Origin of the sequence: Terasakiispira papahanaumokuakeensis, assembly GCF_001709345.1 — a bacterium.
Lineage (GTDB): Bacteria > Pseudomonadota > Gammaproteobacteria > Pseudomonadales > Halomonadaceae > Terasakiispira > Terasakiispira papahanaumokuakeensis.
In genome coordinates, this window is record NZ_MDTQ01000001.1 from 3,532,625 (window position 1) to 3,557,856 (window position 25,232).

The 25,232-nt window shown below is 52.9% G+C and carries 22 protein-coding genes; 7 read left to right on the top strand and 15 right to left on the bottom strand.

All coding sequences use genetic code 11. The annotated features are described in order from the left end of the window. Positions 1 to 73: 73 nt before the first annotated feature. Together BFW38_RS15460 and glnK are read left to right on the top strand one after the other, a co-directional pair. Positions 74 to 1,348 (top strand): ammonium transporter, encoded by a 1,275-nt coding sequence (locus BFW38_RS15460; RefSeq protein WP_068999702.1) that lies wholly within the window; start codon positions 74 to 76, stop codon positions 1,346 to 1,348. A 376-nt stretch (positions 1,349 to 1,724) separates the two neighbouring features. Continuing rightward, positions 1,725 to 2,063: a P-II family nitrogen regulator gene (gene glnK, locus BFW38_RS15465; RefSeq protein ID WP_068999703.1), complete on the top strand. Its 339-nt coding sequence runs from the start codon at positions 1,725 to 1,727 to the stop codon at positions 2,061 to 2,063. A gap of 254 nt (positions 2,064 to 2,317) precedes the next feature. Here the strand turns inward: glnK and BFW38_RS15470 are convergent, their stop codons facing one another. Next, complete coding sequence (locus BFW38_RS15470; protein ID WP_084004703.1) at positions 2,318 to 2,758, bottom strand: VanZ family protein; 441 nt, start codon at positions 2,756 to 2,758, stop codon at positions 2,318 to 2,320. A gap of 392 nt (positions 2,759 to 3,150) precedes the next feature. On the opposite strand from BFW38_RS15470, the gene speA reads away from it, so the two are divergent. After that, entirely contained in the window at positions 3,151 to 5,070 is a 1,920-nt protein-coding gene (gene speA, locus BFW38_RS15475; protein ID WP_068999705.1) for a biosynthetic arginine decarboxylase, read from the top strand. 117 nt (positions 5,071 to 5,187) lie between these two features. Here the strand turns inward: speA and BFW38_RS15480 are convergent, their stop codons facing one another. The 12 genes from BFW38_RS15480 to BFW38_RS15535 all read right to left on the bottom strand — a co-directional run bounded on the left by BFW38_RS15480 (position 5,188) and on the right by BFW38_RS15535 (position 15,403). Further along, positions 5,188 to 6,342, bottom strand: a complete 1,155-nt coding sequence (locus BFW38_RS15480) for an HD domain-containing phosphohydrolase (protein WP_068999706.1) — start codon at positions 6,340 to 6,342, stop codon at positions 5,188 to 5,190. Between the two features lie 136 nt (positions 6,343 to 6,478). Beyond that, positions 6,479 to 7,135 (bottom strand): fumarylacetoacetate hydrolase family protein, encoded by a 657-nt coding sequence (locus tag BFW38_RS15485; protein WP_245686175.1) that lies wholly within the window; start codon positions 7,133 to 7,135, stop codon positions 6,479 to 6,481. A gap of 47 nt (positions 7,136 to 7,182) precedes the next feature. Then, on the bottom strand, positions 7,183 to 8,490 hold the full coding sequence (locus BFW38_RS15490; protein WP_068999708.1) for a dihydroorotase: 1,308 nt from the start codon (positions 8,488 to 8,490) through the stop codon (positions 7,183 to 7,185). After that, a complete protein-coding gene (locus BFW38_RS15495; protein ID WP_068999709.1) occupies positions 8,487 to 9,503 on the bottom strand; it encodes an aspartate carbamoyltransferase catalytic subunit in 1,017 nt (338 codons plus the stop codon). The genes BFW38_RS15490 and BFW38_RS15495 overlap by 4 nt, the downstream gene beginning before the upstream one ends. A gap of 44 nt (positions 9,504 to 9,547) precedes the next feature. Beyond that, entirely contained in the window at positions 9,548 to 10,120 is a 573-nt protein-coding gene (gene pyrR, locus BFW38_RS15500) for a bifunctional pyr operon transcriptional regulator/uracil phosphoribosyltransferase PyrR (RefSeq protein WP_245686176.1), read from the bottom strand. A 145-nt stretch (positions 10,121 to 10,265) separates the two neighbouring features. Beyond that, the gene (ruvX, locus tag BFW38_RS15505; RefSeq protein ID WP_084004704.1) at positions 10,266 to 10,805 is read right to left on the bottom strand and encodes a Holliday junction resolvase RuvX; all 540 of its coding nucleotides are present in this window, start codon (positions 10,803 to 10,805) and stop codon (positions 10,266 to 10,268) included. Beyond that, complete coding sequence (locus tag BFW38_RS15510; RefSeq protein WP_084004705.1) at positions 10,798 to 11,352, bottom strand: YqgE/AlgH family protein; 555 nt, start codon at positions 11,350 to 11,352, stop codon at positions 10,798 to 10,800. Before BFW38_RS15510 ends, ruvX begins: the two co-directional genes overlap by 8 nt. Positions 11,353 to 11,469: 117 nt before the next feature. Then, on the bottom strand, positions 11,470 to 12,333 hold the full coding sequence (locus BFW38_RS15515) for an energy transducer TonB (protein ID WP_068999711.1): 864 nt from the start codon (positions 12,331 to 12,333) through the stop codon (positions 11,470 to 11,472). 18 nt (positions 12,334 to 12,351) lie between these two features. After that, the gene (gene gshB, locus BFW38_RS15520; RefSeq protein WP_084004706.1) at positions 12,352 to 13,365 is read right to left on the bottom strand and encodes a glutathione synthase; all 1,014 of its coding nucleotides are present in this window, start codon (positions 13,363 to 13,365) and stop codon (positions 12,352 to 12,354) included. 214 nt (positions 13,366 to 13,579) lie between these two features. Beyond that, a complete protein-coding gene (locus BFW38_RS15525) occupies positions 13,580 to 14,308 on the bottom strand; it encodes a 16S rRNA (uracil(1498)-N(3))-methyltransferase (protein ID WP_068999712.1) in 729 nt (242 codons plus the stop codon). A 6-nt stretch (positions 14,309 to 14,314) separates the two neighbouring features. Further along, positions 14,315 to 14,755 (bottom strand): protein-export chaperone SecB, encoded by a 441-nt coding sequence (secB, locus tag BFW38_RS15530; protein WP_139116646.1) that lies wholly within the window; start codon positions 14,753 to 14,755, stop codon positions 14,315 to 14,317. 228 nt (positions 14,756 to 14,983) lie between these two features. Then, positions 14,984 to 15,403, bottom strand: a complete 420-nt coding sequence (locus BFW38_RS15535; RefSeq protein ID WP_068999714.1) for a rhodanese-like domain-containing protein — start codon at positions 15,401 to 15,403, stop codon at positions 14,984 to 14,986. A 218-nt stretch (positions 15,404 to 15,621) separates the two neighbouring features. On the opposite strand from BFW38_RS15535, the gene gpmI reads away from it, so the two are divergent. The 4 genes from gpmI to BFW38_RS15555 all read left to right on the top strand — a co-directional run bounded on the left by gpmI (position 15,622) and on the right by BFW38_RS15555 (position 21,229). Further along, complete coding sequence (gene gpmI / locus BFW38_RS15540; protein ID WP_069000539.1) at positions 15,622 to 17,175, top strand: 2,3-bisphosphoglycerate-independent phosphoglycerate mutase; 1,554 nt, start codon at positions 15,622 to 15,624, stop codon at positions 17,173 to 17,175. A 242-nt stretch (positions 17,176 to 17,417) separates the two neighbouring features. Then, positions 17,418 to 18,569: a murein hydrolase activator EnvC family protein gene (locus tag BFW38_RS15545; RefSeq protein ID WP_068999715.1), complete on the top strand. Its 1,152-nt coding sequence runs from the start codon at positions 17,418 to 17,420 to the stop codon at positions 18,567 to 18,569. Positions 18,570 to 18,722: 153 nt separating this feature from the next. Further along, the gene (locus BFW38_RS15550) at positions 18,723 to 20,144 is read left to right on the top strand and encodes a S41 family peptidase (protein ID WP_068999716.1); all 1,422 of its coding nucleotides are present in this window, start codon (positions 18,723 to 18,725) and stop codon (positions 20,142 to 20,144) included. Continuing rightward, positions 20,141 to 21,229, top strand: a complete 1,089-nt coding sequence (locus tag BFW38_RS15555) for a divergent polysaccharide deacetylase family protein (RefSeq protein WP_068999717.1) — start codon at positions 20,141 to 20,143, stop codon at positions 21,227 to 21,229. The genes BFW38_RS15550 and BFW38_RS15555 overlap by 4 nt, the downstream gene beginning before the upstream one ends. 122 nt (positions 21,230 to 21,351) lie before the next feature. Here the strand turns inward: BFW38_RS15555 and greA are convergent, their stop codons facing one another. Both greA and carB read right to left on the bottom strand, forming a co-directional pair. Continuing rightward, positions 21,352 to 21,828, bottom strand: coding sequence for a transcription elongation factor GreA (gene greA, locus BFW38_RS15560; protein ID WP_068999718.1), 477 nt, complete (start codon positions 21,826 to 21,828; stop codon positions 21,352 to 21,354). 138 nt (positions 21,829 to 21,966) lie between these two features. Then, positions 21,967 to 25,188, bottom strand: coding sequence for a carbamoyl-phosphate synthase large subunit (gene carB, locus BFW38_RS15565; RefSeq protein ID WP_068999719.1), 3,222 nt, complete (start codon positions 25,186 to 25,188; stop codon positions 21,967 to 21,969). Positions 25,189 to 25,232 lie beyond the last annotated feature (44 nt).

The following is a 25,232-nucleotide window of genomic DNA, read 5'->3' on the forward strand; positions in this document are numbered from 1 at the left end:
GCAGGCTGCAAGCCTCAACAATGAAAAACGGTCCAGCATAAAAGCCTCACGCTGAACACCTAGGAGAACTGAGATGGAAGAACTGCTGAATGGCACAGCGGGTGATCTCACCCAGCTCAAATATGCTTTCGACACCTTTTACTTTCTGGTCTGTGGCGCCTTGGTCATGTGGATGGCCGCAGGCTTTGCCATGCTCGAAGCGGGTCTAGTAAGAGCTAAAAATACCACCGAGATTCTCACCAAAAATATTGCCTTGTTCGCAATCGCCTGCACCATGTACTTACTGGTGGGTTATCACATCATGTACTCCAGCGAAAGCGGTGGTGTCCTACCCTCGCTCGGCTTTTTAATTGGCACAGAGCACGCTGCCGATACAGTGTTGGCCGGTGGTGATGATGCCCCTTACTACTCACTGCGTTCTGACTTCTTCTTCCAGGTTGTCTTTGTCGCAACAGCCATGTCGATCGTATCGGGCGCTGTGGCAGAACGGATGAAGCTTTGGAGCTTTCTGGTATTTGCCGTGGTGATGACCGGCTTCATTTATCCGGTATCAGGTTACTGGAAGTGGGGTGGCGGTTTCCTGAACGAAGCCAACTTCCAAGACTTTGCCGGTTCCGGTGTTGTTCATATGGCTGGGGCTGCAGCGGCATTGGCGGGTGTGCTACTGCTAGGGGCACGTAAAGGCAAATACGGCAAAGATGGCAGTATTTATGCGATCCCCGGCTCTAACCTACCGCTGGCCACACTGGGAACCTTTGTGCTGTGGTTGGGCTGGTTCGGCTTCAATGGCGGCTCTCAGCTGGTGATGTCTAACATCTCCGATGCCAATGCGGTGGCTCAAATCTTCGTCAATACCAACGCTGCCGCCGCCGGTGGGGTGATTGCGGCGTTGATCCTGGCCCGTATCTGGTTCAAAAAAGCTGATCTGACTATGGCCTTGAACGGCGCGCTCGCTGGGCTGGTTGCCATCACTGCAGAACCCCTCACACCGACAGCGTTTGGGGCCACCCTGATCGGTGGTGTCGGCGGTCTGTTGGTCATGGTTGCCATCGTCACACTGGACAAGCTACACATTGATGATCCGGTTGGTGCGATCTCAGTTCATGGTGTCGTTGGCATCTGGGGCTTGCTCGCCGTACCACTGACCAATGACGGCGCGACGCTAGGGGCTCAGTTATTAGGAATCGTCAGTATCTTTACTTGGGTCTTCGTTGCCAGCCTGGTGGTATGGGGCATTATCAAAGCCGTCATGGGCTTGCGCGTCAGCGAAGAAGAAGAATATGCCGGTGTGGATCTGGCCGAATGTGGGATGGAAGCCTACCCAGAATTCACTAAGTCTGCGAAGTAACACAGATTCATCAGCCTCTGACCTCCCAGAGGCTGACCTGATGCCTGAACTCTACCTCGACGTTGTTGTTGTGATTACGCCCCATTTAGGGGCGTTTTTTTTCACTGCAAAGCAGTGCTTTTGCTTCCCGACCAAACCCGTTAAGCTGGCCTATCCCGAGGGGGTAGAAGTTGTCCCACATATCACTACGTCGGTACGCCCGACATTGGCCAAGCGGTGTAGCGGTATGACGGTCAATACAAGAGAGTGCTCAAAGTAGTGCTAAGAAAAGTACTCAAAAGAAGCACTCAAGAAAAAAGTATTCAAAAAAGTACTTAAGGTAGTGCTCAAAAAAGTACGAAGAGAGTACCCACCGTATTTTGAAGGAGGATCAACGATGAAACTGGTGACGGCCATTATCAAGCCATTCAAGCTCGACGATGTCAGAGAATCACTCTCAGAAATTGGCGTTCAAGGCATCACCGTGACAGAGGTCAAGGGCTTTGGTCGACAGAAAGGCCATACCGAGCTTTACCGTGGCGCAGAATATGTTGTGGACTTTCTGCCTAAGGTCAAACTGGAAATCGCCGTTGATGATGACATGGTCAGCCAGGTGATTGACGCTATTGTCAAAGTCGCCAATACCGGAAAAATCGGAGATGGTAAGATTTTCGTATCTCCGCTCGAACAAGTGATTCGTATCCGAACCGGCGAGACTAACGCCGATGCGGTCTGATGTTGTCGATTTAACGTTGTCGATCTAACGCTGGACCGATCTATGCAGCGGCCAACACAATAAGCGTCAACACAATAAGCGAGCACTTTCGCACAAGCCCGCCACAAGCGGGCTTGATGCTATTGGGGCCAAGTGTTTCTGACGTCAAAGTTCTGCTTTATTCGACAGCACCATCATTTAGAAGCACCGTGATGAAAAAGCCCGTTGTATTTAACCGCCTCGCCTTAATTCAACACCCTTAACATTCAACGGCCTCAATCACGATGCTCTGATGGATTGGCAGACGGCGACTCATGCGCAGCTTCAGGGTTGTCAACGCGACGCGCGCTCACTTGGCGCTGATTTCGCCGATTCAGGTGTAAGGCCAAACGCACACGCCGCGACGTCAGCCAGACCCCTAACCCAGCCCCCATGATGTTAGAGACCAGATCATCCCAGGCGGCCTCACGTTGAGGAATAAAGGCTTGGGCCAGTTCAATGAGAACACCACAGGTCAAGGTCAACGCCCAAGCTTGCGATGGCCCCTGACGCGGACTGCTCAAATTAATTAAAGCAGCGAGCACCGCATACCCCACGATGTGCATGGACCAGCTCCACCACCAGGGCATTTCTGTAGTATCAATGGGCCACAAGCTAGATACCCACAACATCACGGTCCAACACCAGGCTAACCTGATCCAGGTTTTACTTTGCATTCCTTGACCTCACATCCGTGGGTACTAATCCCAATCCCATTTTTTTACACCATCTAGATAACCAGTGCCGATCCATAAAAATCCAACTATTTTGTTCTTTCAACACTCACATTTAACGTGAAGCCGCCGAAAATTAAAGGCTGATGATGTAACCATAGTGCCTAAACGCTTGGATCATATGAAGCACACTAAAAGGTTAGAAATGAATCACCCTATGCACCATGTGCACTGAACGTAATGAAATACTTTTCACAAAACAAAACGAAGTGGATAATCGCCGCGACACCTAATCAGTGTAGCGATGGTTGCACACCCACAGATTCTGAACATGACTCACGCCACAACCGACCCCCACTAAGTCGGCCTATCCCCAGATCAGCAGGACACCGCCCATGAGTAACTGGTCCCTTGAAGACGCCAACCGTATTTACAACATTGACCATTGGGGTGATGGATATTTTGCAGTTAATCCAGACGGCAATATTGCGGTACGCCCTAACCCGGAACAACCCGATCATCGAATAGACTTGGCTAAACTCGCCGAGCATTTGCAGACCGAGGGTATGACGTTACCCGTCTTGGTGCGTTTCTCTGACATTCTACAAAATCGGGTTAACCGCTTATGTGATGCGTTCGATCATGCGATGGCGCAACAAGACTATAGCGGGGGCTATACGGCCATTTATCCGATCAAGGTGAATCAGCAACGTCGTGTCGTCGAAGAATTGTTGGACAGCCGTGCGCGGGCAGCGGCCAGGGTCGGTCTTGAAGCCGGCAGTAAACCCGAATTGCTGGCGGTGCTGACACAATCCACTGATCACCCGTCGATGATTATCTGTAATGGCTATAAGGACCGCGAATATATTCGGCTGGCCTTAATGGGGGAGCAGCTGGGCCATAAAGTCCACATTGTGATTGAAAAGCTGTCTGAGTTGAATCTGGTGCTGGAAGAAGCGGCTAAACTCAAAATCAAACCTCGCCTTGGTGTTCGGGCACGCTTGGCCTCAGTCGGTAAAGGGCATTGGCAGGATACCGGCGGCGAAAAATCGAAGTTTGGGCTGGCCGCCACACAGATTCTGATGCTGATTGAGCAATTACGGGCAGTCGATGCTTTAGACTGCTTGCAGTTACTGCACTTTCACCTGGGCTCACAAATCGCCAATATCCGAGATATTCAGCGCGGCTTGAAAGAGTGCGGCCGTTTTTATCACGAGCTGTACAAAATCGGGGCCAATATCAAGGTTGTTGATGTCGGAGGGGGATTAGGCGTTGATTATGAAGGGACACGTTCGCGCAGTAGTTGCTCCATCAACTACTCTATGTCGGAGTATGCGAACAATGTCGTGGCCGCGTTTCAGCAAGTATGTCAAACCCATGATTTGCCTCACCCTCATCTACTCAGTGAATCTGGCCGGGCACTGACAGCCCATCATGCCGTGCTGATTACCAATGTGATCGATATTGAACGGCATGATCTCAGTGAACCGGAAGCACCCGATGAAGATGCCCTCCCCGTTTTGCTCGAATTGTGGCGGGTTTATCAACGAGTTGCCGGAGGCACTGACGATCGCGTGCTGGTGGAAAGTTATCACGACGCCATTCAGGCCCACTCGGAAGCCCAAGACCTGTATATTCATGGTTTGTTGGATATGTCAGGGCGCGCCTTATCAGAGCGGATATATCTCAGCACCAATGCACGGATTCGTACCCAGTTAAATCCACGTAATCGTGTACATCGCGAGATTCTAGATGAGCTGAACGAAATTCTGGCCGACAAATTATTCGTCAACTTCTCGCTGTTCCAATCCTTACCTGATGTTTGGGGCATTGATCAGGTCTTTCCTATTTTGCCTTTATCCGGGCTTGACCAGGCCCCAACCCGACGTGGCGTGATCCAGGATATTACCTGCGACTCGGATGGTCGGGTCGATCATTATGTGGATGGCCAGGGGGTCGAGAGCACACTGCCACTCCCCGAATGGCGCACCGATGAAAACGGCAATACCAAACCGCGATTACTGGGCTTTTTCATGGTCGGGGCTTACCAGGAAATACTCGGTGATCTGCATAACCTGTTTGGGGATACCGACTCAGTAGACCTCGTGCTGGATGAAAATGGCGAAGTGGTATTGGAGAATATTATTAAAGGCGACAGCGTTTCTCAGGTGCTGCGTTATGTGAATTTTGAGCCCCAGCATTTACTGGCAGCACTCCAGTCACAGCTGGATGAATGCGACCTGAGCAACGAGCAAAAAGCTCAATATCGCCAGTGGGTGCAGGAAGGTCTAGAAGGCTACACTTATCTTGAATAAAACATGCTTAAATCAAAAACGCTTGAATAAAACACGTCTGAATAGCACGCGTTTAAAGCAAGCACCCTGATCGTCAGGCGAGAAGAGCACAGCGGCCTAAGCCCCAAAAGTGGTGGCTTAGGCCCATTTAAGCCCACCGCCAGCAAAATGCGGTTGTGATCTGAAATCAGGCCATGTACGCATAATATCCTCAACCGACTCACGCTGATCGATCAATACTTGTACACATGGTGCATCCAGTTGGCCTCGATCTTTCAGCCGTATAAGCTCGTCAAAAGCCTCATCAACCGACCAAGCCGACTTGTAGCAACGGACACTGGTTAAAGCATCAAAAATATCGGCGACGGTCACGATACGCGCCGCCAACGGAATCTCTCGCCCTTTAAGGCCATCAGGGTAGCCCGAACCATCCAGCTTCTCGTGATGATGGCGCACAATACTGCGCAACATCTGCACCTCATCCACATTAGAAAGGCCGTGCTGCTCAATAATTAAATCCAGCATATCGCTGCCCCGACTGGTATGACTTTTCATCTGCTCGAACTCTTCCTGAGTCAGCGGTCCGGGCTTGAGTAAAATATGATCGGGTACCGCGATCTTGCCGACATCATGCAAAGGAGCGAACAACAGTAATAACTCAAGATCACGATCAGTTAACGGAGGCGAAAGATGGGCACCAATCAAACGGCTGTACAACCCCATACGACGCAAGTGCTCCCCTGTTTCAGGGTCACGCTCAGCACATAATGTCATCGCGGACTGAACCGCCGCCGTTAGGGTTTTGACGCTACTGATTTCCTGATACACCAACTGAGCGATCAACTGACTGATCAGCTCCAGATGCGATAGCACCGGCCCCCGAAAAGCCGCCCGATGGCGTGAATTAAAAAAAATGAAGCCAACTAGCACATCGCCGCAAACCAGTGGTGCGGTATAACTCGCGCGCCAGCCTTGAGCCAGAATCTTTTGGGTGTGGACTTGCGGCTGACGGCTGAGGGCATCCAGATCATTAATGATCCGAACCTGGCGCTGCTCTGCAATCTCGCGAAGCGAGCGCGATGAGCTCAACTGTGTCCAATAATGCGTCAGGGCTTGACCTTCTGCCCCGGTCGCAAAATAGGTTCGAACCTCATCATTATCCTCATCATAGAGTGCAATAGAAAAACGTTCGACCTGAGCATATTGCCGCTGCAATCGTTGACCGAGATAACGCAGCCTTTGAGGAAGATCGACCGCTCGATTCAACTCACGAAAAAAGCCATCCTGCACCATAAGCGTTTACTCCAGGTTCTGAGTGACACAACACCTAGCTTATGATGCCGACTTAATATATCTAAGAGTATTGGGCCAGATCAATGAACTGGCCCAATATCAGTATTATCTAAACTCAATCGCCTCAATCAGCTCGTTAGCCCACCAGACCAGTCTCAGACAGCCAGTCTTCCAAGGTCAACTGTAACTGATCACCCGTGTGCAAGGTGCCCACACCTTCCGGTGTTCCCGTCAAAACCACATCACCCGGCATCAACGTAAACCACTGGCTGGCATAGGCCAATAAATGCTCGACAGGCGTCAGCATTTGCGCCGTATGGCCTTGCTGACGCAACTGGCCATTAATACTCAGTGAAAAGTTCACATCATCCCAGGCTTCAACACGATCCGCCGCAATAAACCCTGTTAAAGGACAAGCCCCATCCCAGCCTTTCGCAATCTCCCAAGGATGGCCTTTTTCTTTAAGCTTTGATTGCCGTGCGCGTAACGTCAGATCGAGTGCCATCCCCACGCCGGCAATCCCAGTCAGGGCTTCGCTTGGCGTCACATGACTAAGCGACTCACCAATCAGCAGGGCCATTTCAGCCTCGTAATGAACATCGCCCTCACCCTGTGGCAAGCGCAAAGGCGCGGAGGAAAAATCAACGACACTCGTGGCAGGCTTAATAAATAAAAGAGGTTCAGAGGGCACCGGGTTATTCAATTCAGCCGCATGTGCGGCGTAATTGCGCCCGATACACACCACTTTGCCCAAAGGCTGGTGAAAAGGCTGGCCGTCTAATGTTGCGATCATATTCATCCCCTTATGCGGTTCATCGGTTTGGATTCAAGGGTTCGGCGTCACAGTGGCAATACGCTTTCATCCTGCCACTGCGGATGGCGATAACGCATTTCACCACCAATCAGCGTGGCATTAATACGTCCTCTTTGTGGTTGATCCAGCCAGGGCATATTATGCCCAGCAGAACACAGCGTATCGGCGCTAGGCGTCCACTCAGCCTCCAGATCCAACAGCGCCAGATCTGCGGCATAGCCCGGATACAAGGCCCCCGCTTCAAGCCCGAGCAGTTCCGCAGGCCCTTCAGTCAAACTGGCCAGCAGTTGAATTAATGTCAGCTCTTCTCTTTCGACGAGTTTTAACCCTTGAGAAAACAACGTTTCCAAAGTACTGATACCCGGTTCAGAGGCAGCAAAAGGTGCCTTTTTAGCCGCCGCTTCATGGGGCAGGTGGGCGCTACTGATCGCAGTCACTACGCCATCACGAACGCCTTGGAGCAAGCCAAAACGATCAGATTCACTGCGCAACGGCGGCACGAGGTGGAACAAGCTATTAAAGCCTTCAAGCTGTGCATCGGTATAGTGCAGATGAGCCATGCTGACGTCACAGGTCACGGCCAGCCCACGCGCTTGTGCACTACGGACCATCTCGACAGATCGCGCCGATGACAACATCCCAAAGTGAGCCTGTACCCCGGTCTGTTCCACCAAGAGTAGATCGCGCGCCAGCGCGACAGTTTCAGCTGTTTCAGGAATCCCCCCCAGGCCCAGACGAGAAGCCACCGCTCCATCATGAGCACAACCATCGGCCGCCAAATCGGGATCTTGCGAGTAGAAGAACACTCTTAAGTCATAAGTGGCCGCATATTCAAGGGCACGCAGTACAACCCGATGATCACGGATCGGTGAATGCATATTGGTCACGGCGACACAGCCTGCATTCTGCAGGGATGACATATTCGCCAACAGCTGCCCTTCAAGGCCTTGTGTCAAAGCGCCCAAGGTCAACACATGGGTGTTACGGGCGGCTTCGGCTTTCTCCTGAACCACTCGCACGACGGCCGCAGAATCTACCACCGGTGAGGTATCAGGGCGCGCACACAAAGTGGTATAGCCCCCGGCTAAGCCTGCACGCGTCTCACTGCACAAATTGCCTTTATAGCTCGGCCCTGGCTCACGCAGGTGAGTCGCTAAATCAATAAATCCAGGCACCACCAGCAAGCCCTCGGCATGCAGCGTCCGATCGGGCTGAAAGCCGGCCGCAGCAGGACCAATATCCAGAATACGTCCATTTTCAATATGAATATCCTGGACTTCATCCAAATGCTGCGCCGGATCGAGCACACGTCCGCCAATGATCGACAATTTCATTGATTGTTCTCCTGCTGCATTGACTGACTGAGCTCCCGTTGTTGTGCTTGCCCTCCAGTCGCCATACTGAGTACAGCCATGCGCGTGGCAATGCCATAGCTGACCTGTTGCAAAATGACCGAACGAGGGCCGTCAGCCACAGCCGATTCAATTTCAACACCGCGATTAATCGGGCCTGGGTGCATCACGATAACGTCTGGACGGGCATAAGTGAGCTTCTCTTGAGTCAACCCATAAAGACGGTAGTATTCGCCTTCCGAAGGCAGGAGTGCGCCATGCATGCGCTCACGTTGCAAGCGCAACATGATGACCACATCCACATCTTTGAGCCCTTCTTCCATCCGCGTATAGACTTCTACGCCCAGCGCCTCAATATCACGAGGTAACAAGGTTTTGGGGGCGACAACCCGCACAGCAGCAGCGCCCAACGTATTCAAGGCCTGAATTTGTGAGCGCGCGACGCGGGAATGCAGAATATCGCCAACAATTGCCACCTTGAGTCCCTCAAAGGCCCCTTTGTGACGGCGGATGGTGAACATATCCAGCATCGCTTGGGTTGGATGAGCATGACGCCCATCCCCAGCATTGATAATCGCGACATCCGGGGTGATCTGGCTGGCAATAAAGTGCGCCGCGCCGGATTCGGAGTGGCGTACGACAAAGGCATCCGCATGCATGGCCTCAAGGTTCTGCAACGTATCCATCAACGTCTCGCCTTTAGCCGTCGACGATGTCTTGATGTCGAGGTTGAGCACATCAGCGGAGAGACGTTTCGCCGCCAACTCAAAGGTGGCACGGGTGCGGGTAGAGTTCTCAAAGAACAAGTTCATCACCGTCTTGCCCCGCAGCAACGGCACCTTCTTCACAGACTGCTCGCCCATACTGACAAAGGACTCCGCAGTATCAAGAATCTCAGTCAAAATCTCACATGGTAAATCTTCAATCGTCAGAAAGTGGCGCAACTTACCGGCATCGTTCAACTGCAGGCGCTGGGGATCATGTTCGGGGATCATGGTGTCGTCTCAGGCAAGAAAATCAAAAAAACACACAATGGCAATTACTTAATAGGCTCTGCTGGCGGTTTTGATAATGATTGGCAAGATAACGATAAAGGAGAAGGGCCGGAGAGCTTAACGCGCTCATCCGCCGCGATTAACAACTCAGCCGCACAGAGGTCGGGCTGAATCGGTAACTCACGCCCAGGGAGAGACAACAGTGTCACCAGCATCACGGCATCCGGTCGACCGAAGTCAAACAGCTCATTCAAAGCCGCACGAATCGTCCGTCCCGACATAATGACATCATCAACTAAGATCAGTTGACGCCCTTCCGGAGAGAAGCCCAACGCCGAGGATTTGACACTGGGGTTTAAACCTATTCGGGTATAGTCATCCCGATAAAATGAAATATCCAACTGCCCTAGGGGCCAGTCCACCGCTAATGCATCACGTAACGCTTGAGCCACCCAAACACCGCCGGAATGAATCCCCACCAGTGCCGGGTTCTGCCAGCCGCGTGCAGCAATCTGCGCTTTGAGCTGTTGGGCTAATCGATCCATCAGTACAGCGGTATTGGGTAGATCCGCAAAGGCAACGGCAGAGGGGCTACTCATTGATGTCGCCTTGGTCATGGTGCGCTCCTTATATCTATCAACTTATTCGGTATCAACCTATGGGTGCGGTATAACCCTGTTGCTGTGATATAAATCTATTGTGCGATATCACCCTGTTGGGCCTGATGCCATAGCGCCATGATCGCATCATCTCAGGCGACGGTTATTCATGTTCGCCACGCGGCAGAGGTGCAGCCACCCGAGGTTGAGCTGGCGTATCGGGGCCTAAAACGGCATATAAGGATGAGGGAGTGTGCAGCCAGCTTTCCAGAATTAAGCTCGCCGCCAACCCATCGACCGAGTCTTCACGATAATTTCCTTGATGACCTTGTCCGCGCGCAATGGTTTTGGCCTCACGGGTACTGCCGCGTTCATCAACCAAGCCACAGGGCAACCCAAAGCGCCCAAATAAACGTTTGGCAAATTTACGGGCACGCAAACTCATGGGGCTATCCGTGCCATCCATATTCAAGGGCAAACCCACGATCAATAAATCTGGCGCCCATTCTTTTAGCAGCGCCTCTAGCTGAGGCCATTGGGGGATGCCATCACGTGCAGGTAAAGGGGACAGCGGCCGCGCAGACTCGGTCAACTCATTACCCACCGCCACGCCGATCCGACGACTACCGAAATCAAACGCCAACACCACTCGCGGCTGATCAGTGCCATGTGGGCGATAAACGCGAGGGCAATCTTCAGGCATGGCCAATTTGTCCTGAGAGCAAACTCAGCTCCACCCCCAAACGCTGTGCAGCAGCATCAAGACGGTGCTCCAAGGGTAGATCGAACAATGCCGATTCCCAGGCAGGACACGTCAGCCAGGTATTCTCCATCAGTTCCTTCTCAAGTTGTCCGGCTTCCCAGCCCGCACAACCGAGCGCGATGATAAATCGTTGCGGCCCCTGGTTGCGCCCAATGGCTTCCAGAATATCCAGCGACGTGGTCATGCTCAGGCTCTCCGTCACGGTCATGCTGGATTTCCAGTGCGAACCGCCGTCATGCAGCACAAAACCACGATCCGAATGAACAGGCCCGCCCTTGAGCACCTGCATATCTCGGTGCAAGCAGCGATCAGCTTCAATATTTAACTGATCCAGGACTTCACCCAGCTGCAGCGGCATGGTCTGGTTCACCACAATACCCATGGCCCCCTGATCATTATGTTCACACAAATAGGTCAGGGTTTGGCTGAAGTTACTATCCTGCATCTGCGGCATGGCCAGCAGGAAATGGTCACACAGACTATCCACTCAATAGGCCTCTTAAACTTAAAGGTGACATGATCTTCAAAATGACATGATGCCAATACGAGATCACTCGAAACGCCATCATCTTATAAATAAATTGATGACACTCACTCATAACGGCTATTGCGCCTGCCAACGCTTACCGAACTGCCAGTTACGCGTAATTTCCAATGCATCCACACCTTCGGTCAACACCGATGGTGGGGCTGGAAATGGCGCCGCCAAGCGGACAATACGCACTGCAGCCTCATCCAGCAAGGGATAGCCTGAAGAACGCACCACCTGCACCTGCTTGAGAGTACCATCTAAATTCAATACCACACTCAGCCTTAAGCCACCAGTGAGCTGGCGACGACGGGCCTCTTCGGGATAATTCAGATTCCCGGTTTGTTCAACTCGACGACGCCACTGCGACAGGTAAACGCGCGCTTCAGCATCCTGTTCATCGGTCGATGAGCTTAAATGTCGAACCCTAGGCTGAGCGTTTTGCGCCACTGGCTGCTCGGCCAAATCAAAACTCTGTTGTAGTAACTGTCCGGCAGACGCATGCGGTCGATTAACCTGATGAGGCTCATCAAGTTTAGGCGTCAACGAACCTTCTGCACCAACCGTATCCGAAGCCTCTGGGGCCGCCGGTGATGTAGCGGGGGGAATAGAAGAGGGGGTAGCGGGTGGCGCGTCTTTGTGCGGGGTTTCTTTATGTGTCGGTGCTTTGGCGGGTGAAGCCTTGTGCAGAGGCTCCGATGACGCAACCGCTTCTGGTGCCGTTTCTGTTTCCGCCGTAGCGTCGGTGGTCTCTGCCACCGATTCAGACGGATGCTGCCGGTCAGCGGTTCCTACTGACGTCAAACTCACCTCGATGGGAGGCGTTATGCGCGGCACTTCAGGTTCAGGCCATGACCACCATAGCAGTGGCACATGGCATAAAACCGCGAGTGTAATTGCTACGACCCAACGACCTGTAGCGGCCCCCTGTCCGGTCACGCCTAACCCCTCACCCGATCACACCTTAGAGGCTTGTAATCGGCGCTCAATCGCTGTCATCAACTGATCACTGATATTCAATCCATATTGTTGATCCAGCTCGCGCACACACGTCGGGCTAGTCACGTTAATTTCAGTGATATAGTCGCCAATCACATCGAGCCCAACAAACAAGAGACCTTTCTCTCGAATAGTCGGCACGACCTGATCAATTAACCAGCGATCTCGATCGGTCAACTCACGGCCAACACCCTGCCCTCCGGCGGCAAGATTACCTCGCGTTTCACCGGCCATGGGCACGCGCGCCAAACCATAAGGCACCGCTTCACCATCGATAATCAGAATTCGAGTATCCCCATGGCGAATCTCCGGCAAATAGCGCTGTGCCATAATCGGATAGCGCCCTTGCTCAGTCAGCTGCTCAATGACAGACCCCAGGTTCATGCCCTCATGATCGACTCGGAAAATGCCACTACCGCCCATACCGTCCAAGGGCTTAAAAATCACGTCGCCCTGTTTGGCATGAAACTCACGCAATAGCCCCGCATGGCTACTGACTAATGTCGGCGGGCAACACTGCGGGAACTGCTGAGCAAACAACTTTTCATTGCAGTCACGGAGTGCCTGGGGAGGATTCACCACCAGCACACCTTCCCGCTCAGCAGCTTCTAACAACCAAGTGGCCGTTAAAAATTCACGATCAAAAGGGGGGTCCTTACGCATCAGGATCACATCAAGATCGGCCATGGGGCGCGTCTCAACCGCCTCTAATCGGTACCAGCCGTCAGCATCCGCAAACACCTCTAAGCGGGCCATACGCGCCATCGCACGCCCCTGCTGCAAAAACAGATCAGGCTGCTCCATGTACCACAGCTCCCACCCCTTAGCCTGAGCCGCCAGCAACATGGCCAAAGTGGTGTCTTTTTTATACGTGATGGCCGCAATAGGATCCATCACCACCCCAAGGCGAGTCGGCTGTGATGATGAAGTGGAGAGAGACTGATTGGATTGGGATTGAATCGCTTGAGACATACTGATGTCCTCGTACAGGCCCGCCCGGAACAGGCACGGCCATAATGCGTGCTGACGCGATGCGCAGGCATCAACGTCCTGGATGCGCAAAAGATGGGGGCAGATCAACCGCGAGACAAGTTTAAGCAAGGCCAGTTTAATCGGAGGGCCATTCCGCTCAATACAAGCTCACTCATATGGATTTTCAGAATAGGCCTACTTCAAATCAGCATCATCACTCGTGATCCGCCAGGTCTCCCCACCAGCTTTGGAGTAGCGTGAGCATCACCACCGGCGCAGTCTCTGTACGCAGAATGCGGGGGCCTACCGTCACCGGCTGAAAGAGTTGCGCTTGGGCTTGCTCCACTTCACTGTCAGCCAGTCCGCCTTCAGGGCCCACCAGAACGGCAACACTCGTTGGGCTATCCGCCCGAGCCCACTGTGTCATCGATTGACCGGGATGCATCACTAATCGTAACGAAGCAGATACGGCAGAGAGCCACTGTTCAAGAGGCACCGCGGGATGCACCACGGGCAGGTCATCCCGACCACATTGCTCACAAGCGCTCAACGCCACTTGTTGCCAATGCTGGCGCTTTTTCTCAGCCCGCTCGCCTTTGAGACGCACATCCCCATGTAAGCTATACAGTGGGGTAATCTCAGTGACGCCCAGCTCCGTAGCCTTCTGGATGGCGTAATCCATACGATCGCCTTTAGAGATCACCTGCCCTAAATGCACAGATAACGGCGAAGCCGGCTTGAGCGGCAGAGCGGCCCCTAAAGTCAGCGTAACGCCTCGCTTATCGGCCTCCAAGAGCTGGGCAACACAGCGATGCTGGCCGTCAAATAACTCCACCTCATCGCCGGGACGTAACCGCATGACTTGGATCATATGCCGAGCGATCTGCCCTTCTAGGCGCAGCGGCGTCTCGGTCAACGGTTGCGGACTGAAAAAACGCTTCATGGTCGTTTACTGCTGGGTCGCTTGCTGCTGAGCTTTACGCTGTTGGAAGATGGCTTCGAAATTAATCGGAGCCATCATCAACGGCGGGAAGCCTCCACGAACGACCATGCTATCAATCGTTTCACGGGCATAAGGGAAGATGATATTAGGGCAGAAAGCTTCCAGCGCATGTTCCAAAGATTCGCCTTCAAGGCCTGCAATCTGGAAGGCTCCGGCTTGCTGTAACTCCACCAAGAAAGCCGTTTTATCGCCACTTTTCACGGTGACATTCAAACGCACGACAACTTCGTAAAGGCTATCCTGAATCTGGCGATGCTCAACGTTATAGTTGATATCAACCTGAGGCTGCGTTTGATCAGCAAATATTAAAGGCGTGTTCGGTGACTCAAAAGACAGATCTTTCAGATAAAGACGCTGCAGCGCAAATTGGGGTTGTTGCTCACTCATAATCATGAATCCTTATTATTCGCGATGTAATCAAACTTGAATGATAGGGCCATAATGATAGGGCCATCGCGATGACCCTCTTCAATTACCAGCGTTTAACATTCAATAATATTTAATGCTCAATCAATAACATTAAACATTCAATATTTCACAGCACGACAGTAACGGTGATCACTGATCACCATACTGACGTCAATATTGATCGTTAATGTTGATCATTGGCACGGGTTACTTCTTCACCATCACCAGGCCATCTTGCTGCCATTGGGTCATACCGCCTTTCAACTTAACCGCCTTGGTAAAACCGGCTTTATGTAGCTTGGCAACCGTCAAAGTGGCACTGTTACCCAGCTTACAAGCGACCACGATGGTCTTGTCTTTATGTTTCTCAAGCGTCTGGAGCTGGCTATCCAGCTTGGATTGAGGAATATGAATTGCACCGGCGGCATGGCCCTGGACAAAGTCTTTGCGATCCCGGATATCCACCAGGACAGCTTCATCCCGGTTCATCATAGACACCGCTTGCGCCGGGGTCAGCCCCTTGGCGCCGCTCATCATTTCATAGGCCAGCACCGCAATCGCAATGGCCACAAAGGCCCCTGACAACATCATGTGGTTCTGGGCAAATTCGAGGACTTGATCGAACATCTGAAGATTCCGTTGCGTTAGAGGCTGAATGGGCGCTCAAGGATACACCAGGGATCGCTCCAGGGGCACCCGTGGAGCATGGTCATTTGTCGCACCAAACGATATGATGAACGTCTTGCATTTCAGATGACCAGCAAAACCGCGCTCGGCCTCCGGCTATGGTCGGAGACGCCGATGACGTGAACCCGGTCGCCAACATCCGAGGTCAACAGCGTCCCATGTCCGACAAGCGAACTCCGACTGCTCTGATTATTCTTGATGGCTACGGCTATAGCGAAACCACTGAACACAATGCCATTTTGGCCGCTCAAACACCGGTAATGGATAAGCTCTGGCGTGATATGCCGCATGCTTTGGTCCATACCTCAGGCATGAATGTTGGTCTGCCAGACGGCCAAATGGGCAATTCAGAAGTCGGCCATATGAATCTGGGTGCAGGTCGAATCGTTTATCAGGAATTCACTCGAATCACCAAAGCGATCCAAGACGGTGACTTCAATCATAATGCGGTGCTTTGCCAGGCCGTGGACCAAGCCGTCAACGCCGATCGCAGCGTGCACATCATGGGCCTGCTTTCGCCCGGCGGTGTTCACAGCCACGAAGATCATCTAGTCGCCATGGTTGAGCTGGCCGCTTCACGGGGTGCGAAACGAGTCTACGTGCATGCGTTCCTGGATGGACGCGATACCCCCCCACGTAGCGCCGAATCCTCCATTCAGCGCCTAGATAAGCGCTTGATGGAACTGGGCGTCGGGCATATCGCCAGCTTGATTGGCCGTTATTATGCGATGGACCGTGACAATCGCTGGGAGCGCGTTGAGCAAGCTTATAACGTGATCACAGAGGGCCGCGCACAATTCACGGCCCCAACCGCACTTGAAGGGCTGGCCCAAGCGTATGCCCGTGATGAAAATGATGAGTTTGTCCAAGCCACACGAATCCAGCCAGCCGGACAGGCACCGGCCACTGTCGAAGATGGCGATGCGGTCTTCTTTATGAATTTCCGCGCCGACCGAGCACGAGAGCTGTCCCGTTGTTTTGTCGAGCCTGATTTTGAAGGATTTAATCGCGCTAAGCCCCTTCAACTCGGCGCTTTCGTCTGCCTGACCCAGTACGCTGCCGATATTCCAGCCCCTTGCGCTTTCCCTCCAGAAAATCTGGTGAATACGCTGGGAGAATTTCTGGCCAACCAGGGCAAAACACAGCTGCGCATTGCCGAAACGGAAAAATATGCCCACGTCACCTTCTTTTTTTCCGGGGGACGAGAGGACGAATACGCCGGTGAAACGCGCATCCTGATCCCTTCTCCCAAAGTCGCCACTTATGATCTACAGCCGGAAATGAGTGCGCCAGAAGTCACTGATCGCCTCGTTGAGGCCATTACCCAACAAGACTATGACTTGATCGTCTGCAATTATGCCAACGGCGATATGGTCGGTCACACGGGTGATTTTGATGCGGCTATCAAAGCGGTTGAAGTGCTGGATGAATGTGTAGGCCGAGTGGTCGATGCACTGCGTGAGGTGGGCGGTGAATGCTTGATTACCGCAGACCATGGCAATGCAGAACAAATGCTTGATCCGGTTTCAGGTCAAAAACAAACCGCTCACACCACCTTCCCGGTGCCACTCATTTATGTGCCAGGCCCCTCCCGGCAGGCGCCGCGACTGGAAGAAGGCCGACTGTGTGATATCGCACCCACGTTACTCAGCATGATGAACATCACGGCACCAGAGGAAATGACCGGGCATTCTTTGGTTCACTATCACTAATCATCAGCGCGGGTGTTCATTAAGCCATGAGGGACGTGTCGATGGTGCAACATATCGATGGTGCAACATGTCGATGATGCATGGCGCAACCCGCGTTATTTGCCCCACACGTCTTGCTTAAAAAGTCTTGCTTAAAAAGCCCTAGACGACACAAGACCAATAACACAACAGCGCTGAACCCAGTGGGCCCGAAAGAGGGCCCCCAATAAGGTAAGTTTTGCACTAGAGTACAGGCGGAGAAGATGCCAAAACGTATCAGCCACTGGGGCTGCGGACTGTTACTGGCCGCGCTGATTACAGCCGCTCCGGTCTGGGCCCAGCAAGAGGCCACTCAAGCTCAGCTAGATGAGCTGAAAGATAAAATCAGTGACTTACAGGGGTGGCTCAAGCAAGCCAAAGGCCAACGAAGTGATTTGGAAGAGTCGCTGAAAAAAACGGAGACCCAGATTGCCCACTTGGTTAACCAGATTCAAGACAACACGGAAGAAGCCCGCACGCTCAAACAACGACTGGACGCATTACGCCAAGAGCAGCGTGAATTAACGGCTAAACGCGAACAACAAGCCGAGTTTTTGCGAAAACAAATCCGTGCCGCCTATGCAATGGGTCGCCAGGAATATCTTAAAGTGCTGCTGAATCAGCAATCGCCTGATCGCGTCGCTCGATTGCTGCGTTATTACGATTACATTAATCGAGAACGCACCCAACGCATTGAAGACTACCTGGCAACGGCACGCCAGTTAGACAATGTCAAAAGTGAAATTTTGCAGCGCGACCAACGCCTTCAAGCCGTACGGCAAGATCTACAGTCACGCCGTCAGGATCTTGAAGCCCAACAGCAAGAGCGCCATCAATTAGTCGCAACGCTGAATCAAAGGATTCAAGGCCGTGGCGATCAGCTGAGCAAAATGCAGGCCGACCAAGCACGGTTGGAAGAACTGCTCAATGCGGTGACTGAAGCGATCGTCGATTTGCCACCGCCACGAGATGCCAAGCCTTTCCCGCAAATGCGCGGGCAATTGCCCTGGCCACTCACGGGTCGAATCACGACGGCCTTTGGCGGCCATTTGATGAATGGCAAAGTCATCAGCCACGGCTGGTTCATCCGGGCGCAGGAGGGGACGCCTGTTAAAGCCATCCATGGCGGGCGCGTGGTCTTTTCAGACTGGATCAGAGGCTTTGGGATGGTCGTGATTATTGACCACGGAGATGGCTTTATGAGCTTGTATGGGCATAATCAAAGTTTACGGAAATCCACTGGCGACTGGGTCCATGGTGGTGACATTATCGCCACTGCGGGCACAAGTGGCGGACGCAGCCAGAGCGGTCTTTACTTTGAGATACGAAAAAAAGGTCAACCTATCGATCCCATTAGCTGGATCACTAAACGTTGACACAGGCCGAATCAAGTCGTAACAGGGCCATAATAACGCTCACAAGACAAGCTGTTATAAGCTGAGACGAGCTCATGATAGGCTGCCGAAATGGCCAGTGAGCCATTTGAATCTGAACCGGGCATGCGCCTGAGCAGAGAACTGGAGAAACACATGCAATGCGCCTTGGCCCGATTCATGGGCACTTCTTTGTTGTCCTTAGGGCTACTGGCCACGCCAGTCATGGCCGAAGAAAATGCACGGCCCATAGGTGACGACCCCCAAGGACAGGCACAGCCCTTACCGCTGGATGAACTGCGTAATTTCGCAGAAGTTTATGAGCGTATAAAACAGGCCTATGTCGAAGATATCGATGATAAAACCCTGCTAGATAACGCCATCCGCGGCATGCTCTCCGGCCTTGACCCTCACTCGTCTTATCTCGCGCCAGACGATTACACCGACCTACGCGAAAGCACTGAAGGTGAATTTGGAGGCTTGGGCATCGAAATTGGCAGTGAGAACGGTTTTCTCACCATCATCAGCCCCATTGATGATACGCCAGCGTCTCGAGCAGGGCTGCAGCCCCAGGACATTATCCTGAGGATCAATGACACCCCAGTCAAAAGCTTGCCACTAGATAAAGCCATCGAGATGATGCGCGGTGATCCTGGTACCGATATCACACTGACGATCATGCGCGAAGGTACGCCACAGCCTTTTGATGTGACGCTAACGCGTGCGGTCATTCAAATTACCAGCGTACGCCACCGCATGCTAAGCCCGGGGTTTGGCTATTTACGCATCACTCAATTCCAAGCCAATAGTGGTGAGGAAGTACGTAAAGCAATCAGCCAACTTGAAAAAAACCATACGACGCCGTTGAAAGGGTTAGTGCTGGATTTACGTAACAATCCCGGTGGCGTGCTCCAAGCCGCAGCCGAAGTCGTCGATACTTTTGTCAGCAATGGCCTGATTGTCTATACCGAAGGCCGCCTCCCAGACTCATCATTAAGTTTTTCTGCTCATGCGGAAACCGCTGCCGGTGATATTCCGCTGGTGGTACTCATCAACAGTGGCAGTGCCTCTGCATCTGAAATTGTCGCGGGCGCGCTACAGGATCATCGCCGCGCGATCCTGATGGGCACACCCAGCTTTGGTAAAGGCTCAGTCCAAACCATTCTGCCCCTTAACGGTAATCGAGCACTGAAGCTCACGACAGCCCTCTATTACACCCCCAATGGCCGCTCCATTCAGGCCCAAGGGATTGAACCTGATATCGTGATCGAACAGGCGAAAGTGACCCCACTGAATCAAACCCAAGAAGGCATTCGTGAAGCCGACTTATCGGGCCATCTCAGTAACCGCAATGGCGGCCCTGAACGAGGGGGGCGCGATGAAGTAGACGCCGCTAAAGTTCCCTCAGCCCAGGATTACCAGCTCAACGAGGCCCTTAATTTACTCAAGGCCTTGTCGATCATGCATCCGCCGAAAAGCACGACAACCACAAGTTCAGAAGCAACCGATTCAGCAGCGACAAGCTCAGCAACAACCGATTCAGCAACAACAGGCTCGGCAACAGCGACAACACCATGAAGGGACTGCAGTATCTGGCACTGGGCCTTGTGGTCGGGCTGCAGGCAATGGCGGTTCAGGCCGCCAACCTGACGTTGGTCATTGATGATTTAGGCTATCAGCTCGAAGCCGGGCGCCGGGCGCTAGCACTGCCCGGCCCTATTGCCTATGCCATTCTCCCACAGACGCCCTATGGTACTCGGCTGGCCCGTACAGCCCACCAACTCAATAAAACGGTGATGTTACATCTCCCGATGGCGGGCCATACGCAGGCTATCGAGAAGGGGACTTTGACGTCTGAGATGTCGGCTCATGACATAGAACAACAGCTGCTGAGCGATCTGGAGCAGGTCCCACATGCCCAGGGGGTCAATAATCACCAGGGCAGCCGCCTGACCTCGGATATCACCAGTATGCAGCGCTTAATGCCGCTCCTGAAACAACAGGGACTTTTTTTCCTGGATAGCCGGACAAGCGCCCAAAGCGTCGCAGCGCAAACGGCTCGCCGGGATGGGCTACCCACACTGGAACGGCGTATCTTCCTGGATCATGTGCAAACGCCTGAGGCGATCGCAGACGCCTGGGATCAAGCTATTGACATCGCTCAACGACGAGGCCATGTGGTCGCGATCGGTCACCCTCACCCCGAGACCTTAGCTTTTCTAGCCAAAGCATTGCCACAATTGCGCGAGCATGGCATCACATTGCTCAGCCCAACCCAGTGGTTGACTCAAACACAACCACAACAGTGGCAGGCCATGCAGCAACAGCGCCAGCATCTTTTCGCCCAAGGTTTGGCGATCGATTCACAAGGTTTAGATTCACAAGGCCGGGATTCACAAGGCCGGGATTCACAAGACCCAAGACCACACGCACTACAAAGACCGGATCATTCTCCGAAGTCGGCCATCTCGACAGCGAAACACTTAACCACGACCCACTCGACGCCAGTGGGCCAAGCCACTATGGTTATCGAGCAGGCCTCAGAATCGATTCATACGGCAGCATCCGGCTTGTTTAAGCGGATTGCCGATCCTTGGTTTGAGCGTAAGCAACCGGCGATCAATGAGCAGGAGCGGCGCCCTGCCATTCAACGGTTACAGTAGCAGGAATACAGAAGGGAATAACGCAAAGCGCTGTGGCGACCCGCTAAGCGGCACAGGCCACAAGCGCTTGGGTTTCTAGGGTGTCAATCCGCTAAGATGGAGGCACCGAAGAAGGTTGTGTCTTAGATGTAGTGCACTTCAGAGACTTCGTATTCAACTTCACCCCTGGGCGTCGTCACTGTCGCCACATCACCTTCTTCCTTACCAATCAAAGCGCGGGCAATAGGAGATGTCAGGGAAATCTTATTCTGCGCGATATTCGCCTCATCTTCGCCCACGATGGTGTAGCGGACCGCTTCATCGGTATCCAAATTCAGTAGGCTCACTGTGCTCCCGAAAATGACCTTAGTGGTTTTCGGTAATTTGGTGATATCAATGACCTGGGCATTGGATAACTTACCTTCAATTTCCTGAATACGCCCTTCAATAAATCCTTGCTGCTCACGTGCCGCGTGGTATTCAGCATTTTCCTTTAAATCGCCTAGCTCGCGCGCCTCAGCAATCGCTTCAATAATACGCGGCCGTTCTACTGATTTAAGGTGATCCAACTCATCACGCAATGCCTGTTCACCGGCAACGGTCATTGGAATTTTTTGCATGTCTTGCTCCCGTTGTTACTGACTCATCGGGCCATCAACCCGGGCCCAAAAATTAATAGGCCGAATCCCGAAGGATCCGGCCATCCATATTGACACTGGAGGGCGGATTCGGCCGCCCTGAACCATCAGAGCATGCCGTTAGAGCTCACCTGCATGCAGTGCTTGCAAACGTCTCACTTCAATATTCATCCCATACTCCAACGCCTGACACAGCGCACTGGCCCCGGCCAGTGTGGTGGTATAAGGCACTTTGCGTTGCAGCGCTGATCGACGAATACCGGCAGAATCAGCAATCGCCTGACGCCCTTCTGTGGTATTCACAATATACGCCACCTCATCATTCTTAATCATATCCACGATATGAGGACGGCCCTCGGCCACTTTATTCACCAGCTCGACCTCAAAACCCGCGGTTTTAAGCACCTTAGCCGTTCCTTGTGTCGCCGCCAAGGTGAAACCTAACGTCTGCAACTGTTTGGCCACTTCGACAATCCCCGGCTTATCCGCATCGCGAACGGATACAAACGCTTTGCCGCCATTCAGAGGCAAACGCTCACCTGCACCCAATTGGGCTTTGAGGAAAGCTTCAGCAAAGGTTTTCCCTGTGCCCATCACTTCGCCGGTCGATTTCATTTCCGGCGCCAAAATGGGATCCACACCAGGAAATTTATTAAACGGGAATACAGCCTCTTTCACACTGTAATACGCCGGTACGAGCTCTTCAGTAAAGCCTTGATCCGCCAGTGAGATACCCGCCATACAACGCGAGGCCACCTGCGCCAGTGACGTCCCAATGCATTTAGAGACAAAGGGCACAGTCCGAGACGCGCGCGGATTCACCTCGATGACATAAATCTCACCGTCCTGCCAGGCCAGCTGCACATTCATCAAGCCGACCACGCCAAGCTCTAAGGCCATCCGCGTGACTTGCTCACGCATCTGGTCCTGAACTGCTTTAGGCAAGCTGTAAGGAGGCAGTGAACAGGCCGAGTCGCCCGAATGCACGCCCGCCTGCTCAATATGCTGCATAATGCCACCGACGACGACCTGTTGACCATCAGAGACAGCATCCAGATCAATTTCAACTGCCGATTTCAGGAAGTGGTCCAACAGCACGGGGCTATCATTGGAGACTTTGACCGCACTGGTCATGTAACGCTCCAACTCATCCATACCATAGACGATTTCCATGGCGCGTCCACCTAACACGTAAGAAGGACGGACCACTAACGGGAAGCCAATCGCTTCTGCCTTGGCCAGAGCGTCATCATAGCTACGCGCCGTGGCATTAGGCGGCTGTTTCAGCCCCAGCTTGTCAATCATCTGCTGGAAGCGCTCACGGTCTTCAGCGCGATCAATCGCATCAGGCGTTGTGCCAATAATGGGCACACCCGCGGCTTCCAAGTCACGCGCTAATTTAAGCGGTGTTTGGCCACCAAACTGAACAATCACGCCTTTGGGCTGCTCTTTGGCCACAATTTCTAACACGTCTTCCAATGTCACCGGCTCAAAGTAGAGGCGATCAGAGGTATCGTAATCAGTAGAGACGGTTTCAGGATTACAGTTGACCATGATCGTTTCATAACCATCATCGCGCATCGCCAACGCCGCGTGCACACAACAATAGTCAAACTCGATCCCCTGACCAATCCGGTTAGGGCCGCCCCCCAAGACCATAATCTTGTCGCGATCAGAGGGCGCCGCTTCACACTCTTCTTCGTAAGTCGAGTACATGTAAGCCGTGCTGGTCGCAAACTCAGCGGCACAAGTATCGACACGCTTATAAGTTGGATGAATCCCGTGACGATGGCGCAGCTTACGGAACTCAGCCTCCGAAAGACCGGCCAGCGTGGCCAGACGCGCATCCGAGAAACCTTTGCGTTTGAGGCGGAAAATGGCATCGGCACTAAAATCGCTGATCCCCATCTGAGCGACTTTTTGCTCTTCCTGAATCAAATCTTCCAATTGAATCAGGAACCAAGGATCAATATTGGTCAGCGCAAAGACCTCATCACGCGTCATCCCGCTGCGGAAAGCATCCGCCACATAGCGAATACGATCAGCCCCTGGCGAAGCCATTTCGCTTTTCATTAAGGCCAGTGCTTCTTCGCCAAAGTTCGGCAAAATCGGGTCCAACCCATTGATGCCGACCTCCATGCCTCGCAATGCTTTTTGCAGCGACTCCTGGAAAGTTCGCCCAATCGCCATCACTTCGCCAACCGACTTCATCTGAGTGGTCAGACGATCATTCGCTTGCGGGAACTTCTCAAAGGTAAAGCGCGGAATCTTAGTCACAACATAGTCAATGGCGGGCTCAAATGACGCCGGGGTTGCCCCACCGGTGATGTCATTTTGCAGCTCATCCAAGGTATAGCCGACGGCTAGCTTGGCGGCGATTTTAGCAATCGGGAAGCCGGTTGCTTTGGAGGCCAAGGCGGATGAGCGCGACACTCGCGGGTTCATCTCGATGACGACCATGCGGCCATCCACGGGATTGATCCCGAACTGAACGTTAGAGCCGCCTGTTTCCACCCCAATTTCACGCAGCACCGCCAGCGAGGCATTCCGCATGATTTGGTATTCACGATCGGTCAGCGTTTGCGCCGGCGCCACGGTAATAGAGTCGCCAGTATGAACACCCATCGGGTCGAAGTTTTCAATGGCACAGACAATAATGCAGTTATCATTTTTGTCACGCACCACTTCCATTTCATACTCTTTCCAACCCAGCAGCGACTCATCAATCAGCAATTCATGAGTGGGCGAAAGATCGAAGCCGCGATCACAAATTTCTTCGAACTCTTCCTTGTTATACGCCACCCCACCACCGGAGCCCCCCATGGTGAAAGAAGGGCGGATAATGACCGGGAAGCCCAGTTCACCTTGAATCTCCCATGCTTCTTCCATGGAGTGGGCGACTTTGGCTTTCGGACACGCCAAGCCAATATTTTTCATCGCTTTATCAAAGCGATCACGATCTTCCGCTTTGTCGATAGTATCGGCATTGGCACCGATCATCTCGACCGAGAACTGTTCAAGCACGCCATGGCGCTCGAGATCCAGCGCACAGTTTAATGCCGTCTGACCACCCATGGTTGGCAACAGCGCATCCGGGCGCTCTTTTTCAATAATTTTTGCAACTGTTTCCCAGGTGATCGGCTCGATATAAGTGGCATCCGCCATCACTGGGTCAGTCATGATCGTCGCTGGATTAGAGTTGACCAGAATCACCCGGTAACCCTCTTCACGCAGCGCTTTACACGCCTGGGCACCGGAATAGTCGAACTCACAGGCCTGGCCGATCACAATCGGCCCAGCGCCTAAAATCAGAATGCTTTGGAGGTCAGTACGTTTTGGCATGACGGTCCTGCTCGAAATCGGTCTCAAAGCTCACCGGAGGCAAT